6 protein-coding genes are annotated in these 3,954 nt (G+C 71.7%); 3 read left to right on the top strand and 3 right to left on the bottom strand.

The genetic code is table 11. The annotated features are described in order from the left end of the window. Both ABD151_RS01310 and pruA read left to right on the top strand, forming a co-directional pair. The coding region (locus tag ABD151_RS01310; protein ID WP_343990532.1) for a hypothetical protein at positions 1 to 193 on the top strand (193 nt) is incomplete at its 5' end. 73 nt (positions 194 to 266) lie between these two features. After that, positions 267 to 1,895, top strand: coding sequence for an L-glutamate gamma-semialdehyde dehydrogenase (gene pruA, locus ABD151_RS01305; protein WP_343990530.1), 1,629 nt, complete (start codon positions 267 to 269; stop codon positions 1,893 to 1,895). A 32-nt stretch (positions 1,896 to 1,927) separates the two neighbouring features. On the opposite strand, the gene ABD151_RS01300 is transcribed toward pruA, so the two are convergent. Genes ABD151_RS01300 through ABD151_RS01290 form a run of 3 tightly spaced genes read right to left on the bottom strand, consistent with a single transcriptional unit; the run spans position 1,928 to position 3,344 of the window. Further along, positions 1,928 to 2,404 (bottom strand): DUF2505 domain-containing protein, encoded by a 477-nt coding sequence (locus ABD151_RS01300; RefSeq protein WP_343990528.1) that lies wholly within the window; start codon positions 2,402 to 2,404, stop codon positions 1,928 to 1,930. Continuing rightward, positions 2,401 to 2,880 (bottom strand): DUF2505 domain-containing protein, encoded by a 480-nt coding sequence (locus ABD151_RS01295; RefSeq protein WP_343990526.1) that lies wholly within the window; start codon positions 2,878 to 2,880, stop codon positions 2,401 to 2,403. Before ABD151_RS01295 ends, ABD151_RS01300 begins: the two co-directional genes overlap by 4 nt. Further along, positions 2,877 to 3,344, bottom strand: a complete 468-nt coding sequence (locus ABD151_RS01290; protein WP_343990524.1) for a DUF2505 domain-containing protein — start codon at positions 3,342 to 3,344, stop codon at positions 2,877 to 2,879. Before ABD151_RS01290 ends, ABD151_RS01295 begins: the two co-directional genes overlap by 4 nt. 141 nt (positions 3,345 to 3,485) lie before the next feature. Between ABD151_RS01290 and ABD151_RS01285 the strand changes: the two genes are divergently transcribed. Next, positions 3,486 to 3,954 (top strand): SDR family NAD(P)-dependent oxidoreductase (locus tag ABD151_RS01285; protein WP_343990521.1); only part of this gene is annotated, 469 nt, incomplete at its 3' end.

Below are 3,954 nucleotides of genomic sequence, written 5' to 3'. Positions count from 1 at the left end.
GGAGGCCGCCGACGTCGACGCCGTGACCTCGCGCGACGGTGGGCCGACGGCGGTCACCGTGGCCGAGGTGCACTGGCGCCAGGTGGCGGCGGGCCACGTCGACGTCGAGGCGCTGGACGCGGCGATCACCGACGGCGAGGACGCACCGGAGCTGGCCTGGTTCGCCCGCCAGGAGCTCGCCGACCTGGGCTGAGCGGGGTCGCGGTGGCCGGATCCGGCGGCGCCGGCACGTGATCGGCGTCATGATCCGTGCCACGATGCAAGGCATGGATGCCATCACACACCCGCCGGCTCCGATCAACGAGCCGAACCTGACCTACGCCCCGGGCAGCCCCGAACGGGAGGCCCTGCTGGCGGAGATCGACACCCAGCAACGCCGTCCGCGTGCCCTGCGTGCCCATATCGGCGGTCGCCGCCGCAACGGGGGCGGCGAGGAGCGCACCGTCGTCCAGCCGCACGACCATCAGCATGTGCTGGGCACCTTCCGCAACGCCACCACCAAGGACGCCGAGGCCGCGATCAAGGCGGCGTCCGCTGCCGCGCCGGGCTGGCGGGCGCTGCCCTACGACGAGCGCGCCGCGGTGCTGCTGCGGGCCGCCGAGCTGTTGGCCGGACCGTGGCGTCAGCGGCTGAACGCCGCGACCATGCTCGGCCAGTCCAAGACCGCCTTCCAGGCCGAGATCGACGCCGCCTGCGAGCTGATCGACTTCTGGCGCTTCAACGTGCACTACGGCCGGCAGATCCTGGCCGAGCAGCCGATCGCGAACAGTGCCGGGATCTGGAACCGGACCGACCACCGCCCGTTGGAGGGCTTCGTCTACGCGATCACGCCCTTCAACTTCAGCGCCATCGCCGGCAACCTGCCCACGGCACCGGCGTTGATGGGCAACACCGTGCTGTGGAAGCCCTCGAGCAGTCAGCAGCTGGCGGCGTCGCTGACCATGGAGCTGTTGGAGGAGGCGGGTCTGCCGCCCGGCGTGATCAACATGCTGCCCGGTGACGGGATCGCGGTCTCCGAGGTGGCGCTGGCGCATCCGGACCTGGCCGGCATCCACTTCACCGGCTCGACCGGCACCTTCCACGGCCTGTGGCGCGAGGTCGGCGCCAACATCGCGGGCTACCGCGGCTACCCGCGGATCGTGGGGGAGACCGGCGGCAAGGACTTCGTGATCGCGCACCCCTCCGCCGACCCGGACGTGGTCCGGGTCGCCCTGCTGCGCGGGGCCTTCGAGTACCAGGGCCAGAAGTGCTCGGCCGCCTCGCGGGCCTACATCGCCCGCTCGGTCTGGGAGCAGATGGGCGAGCAGCTGCTGGCCGACGTCGACGCGCTGCCGATGGGCGACGTCCGCGACCTGGCGAACTTCATGGGCGCGGTGATCGACGAGCGTGCCTTCGCCACGCACAAGGCGGCGATCCGCCGCGCCCGGCGCACCCGCAGCCTGCAGGTGGTGGCCGGGGGCCAGTGCGACGACTCGGTGGGCTGGTTCGTGCGGCCCACCGTGGTGCTCGGCAGCGACCCGCGCGACGCGATGTTCAGCACTGAGTACTTCGGGCCGATCCTGGTGGTGCACGTCTACGACGACGCCCAGTTCGAGAAGGTGGTGCGCCAGGCGGAGAGCGCGGCGCCCTATGCGCTGACCGGTGCGGTGATCGCCCGCGATCGGGCGGCGATCACCTGGGCCAGCGAGGAGCTGCGGTTCGCGGCCGGCAACTTCTACGTCAACGACAAGCCGACCGGCGCCGTGGTCGGTCAGCAGCCGTTCGGCGGCGGCCGGGCGTCGGGCACCAACGACAAGGCGGGCGCGGCCAGCAACCTGTTGCGCTGGACCTCGCCGCGCTCGATCAAGGAGACCCTGGTCCCGCCGACCGATCACCGCTACCCGCACATGGAGTGAGCCGGCGACGCTGCCTGGCCAGCGGCCAGCGGCTAGCGACCCGCCAGCCAGGCAGCGCCGACCCGGCCCTGCAGCTTGAGCAGGTTGCCCATCACCTGGCCGATCAGCTTCTCGATCCTGCCGCCGACCAACGGGATGGAGACCTTCACCTCGGCGGTGACCGTCTGCACCGTCGCGGCGCCGTCCTCGGTCAGGGTGATCTCGCCGTTCAGGCTGCCGGGCTTGCCGGGCAGGGTCACCGTCAGGGTGCCCTGCTGCCCGCGGTAGACCTCCTCCTGGCGGATCGACATCTGCGAGCCGATCACGCTCTTGGCGAAGCCGGGTAGCCCGGTGGTCGGCGCGGTGGACTCCACCAGCGAGCGGACGCCGTCCGGGGTCTCGGTGACCTGGACCTCCCAGCTGGTGGCGCCGGCCTCCTCGGCCACCCGCTCGCGGAAGGCGGCCGAGACGAGCATCGCGTAGACGTCGTCCACCCCGGCGTCGAAGCGGATCTCCTTGCGGAACTTCACGGTCGCTCTCCTGCCAGCCAGCGCAGGCCGACGGCCTGCTCGATCTCCAATGCCTCGCTCAGCTGCTCGGCGAGCAGCCCTGCGATCTTGCCGCCCACCAGGGGGATGCCGACCTCGACGTCGAGGTCGACCACCTCGCGCACGCCGTCGGTCGAGCTCTGCAGCTGGGCGGTGCCGGTGATCTTGCCGGGCTTGCCCGGGATGGTGACCGAGATGGTGCCGATCAGGCCGGACCACTGCTCCTGCTGCACGATCCGCAGCTCGTCGCCGACGAACTTCTTGGCGAAGCCGGGGATCCGGCCCACCGATTGGCGCTGGTCGACGACGACCGAGGTGCCGTCGACGGTGGCGGTGGCGCCGAGTGCGTGCTTGTGTGCCGCGCAGACCGCCTCCCGGAAGGCCGGGGTGAGCAGCATCGTGGCGACCTGCTCCGCGGTGGCGCCCGGGTACTCCAAGGTGACCGAGACCCGGGTCATCGCTCGCCCGCCAGCCAGGCGCCGGCGACCTTCTCCTCGACCTGCAGGCCCTCGACCACCTTGGCGGCGATCAGCTTCTCGATCTTGCCGCCGATCAGCGGCACCTTGGCCTTGGCCTCCGCCTCGAACAGGTCGCGGGTGCCGTCGCCGTCGGTGACGAGGCTGCGGGTCGCGGTGATCTGGGCCGGCTTGCCCGGCGTCTCGATGGTGACCTTCGCCGTGGTGCCGCTCCAGACCTCGGTGATCACGGTCCGGGTGGTCTCGCCGGCGAAGGCACGGGCGAAGGCGGGGATGTCGTTGTTGGGCTGCTCCATCTCCAGGCGCAGCGTGCTGCCGTCGACGGTGACCGTGATCCCGGACGCCTGCTGGGCCAGCGAGGACCTCTCCCGGAAGGCCGGGTCCAAGAGCATGGCGAGGACATCTGCGGGCGCGGCCTGGTGGCGCGTGGAGTGGGTGAACTGCATGGGGCACATCATCGCCGAGAACGGGGGAGTTGGTCCGTGACTTGGCGGCGATCGCGGCACTTCGGGCGTGTCGGGCGGCGGCTGGCGGCGCTTCCGCGGACACGATTCCAAGTTAGGTTAGGGATGCCTTAGCATCGTCGTATGTTTGAAAGGCAGGACTTCCTTCCAGGCTCCGTCGCCGTCGTCACCGGCGCCGGCTCGGGCATCGGGGCGGCCGTCGCCGCGGGACTCGTCTCGCGCGGGGTCGCGGTCGCGCTGCTCGATCGTGACGCCGCCGCGCTCGCGGCCAGCGTGGCGGCCTGCGGGGGAGGGCGCACGCTCGCGCTGACCGTCGACGTCGCCGACCCGGACGCCGTCCGGACTGCCTTCGCCGCCGCTGCGGACCGGCTCGGACCGGTCCGGCACGCGGTGGCAGCTGCCGGGATCCTGCGCCCGGCACCGCTCACCGAGATCGATCCGGCTGACTTCTGCGCCAGCTGGCAGGTCAACGTGGGCGGCGTTCTGCACCTGCTCCAGGAGTCGGCCCGGACCCTGCCACCCGGTGGCTCGGTCGTGGTCGTCACCTCCAACGCGGCCGTCGTGCCGCGTACCTCGATGGCCACCTATGCCG

Origin of the sequence: Nocardioides dubius, from assembly GCF_039528155.1 — a bacterium.
Classification (GTDB): Bacteria; Actinomycetota; Actinomycetes; order Propionibacteriales; family Nocardioidaceae; genus Nocardioides; species Nocardioides dubius.
This window is presented reverse-complemented; position numbering and strand designations above follow the sequence as displayed.

Excerpts from the sequence above, each read along its gene's own strand:
- pruA (WP_343990530.1), top strand. The coding sequence starts at position 267 with ATGGATGCCATCACACACCCGCCGGCTCCGATCAACGAGCCGAACCTG.
- ABD151_RS01295 (WP_343990526.1), bottom strand. The coding sequence starts at position 2,880 with ATGACCCGGGTCTCGGTCACCTTGGAGTACCCGGGCGCCACCGCGGAG.
- ABD151_RS01290 (WP_343990524.1), bottom strand. The coding sequence starts at position 3,344 with ATGCAGTTCACCCACTCCACGCGCCACCAGGCCGCGCCCGCAGATGTC.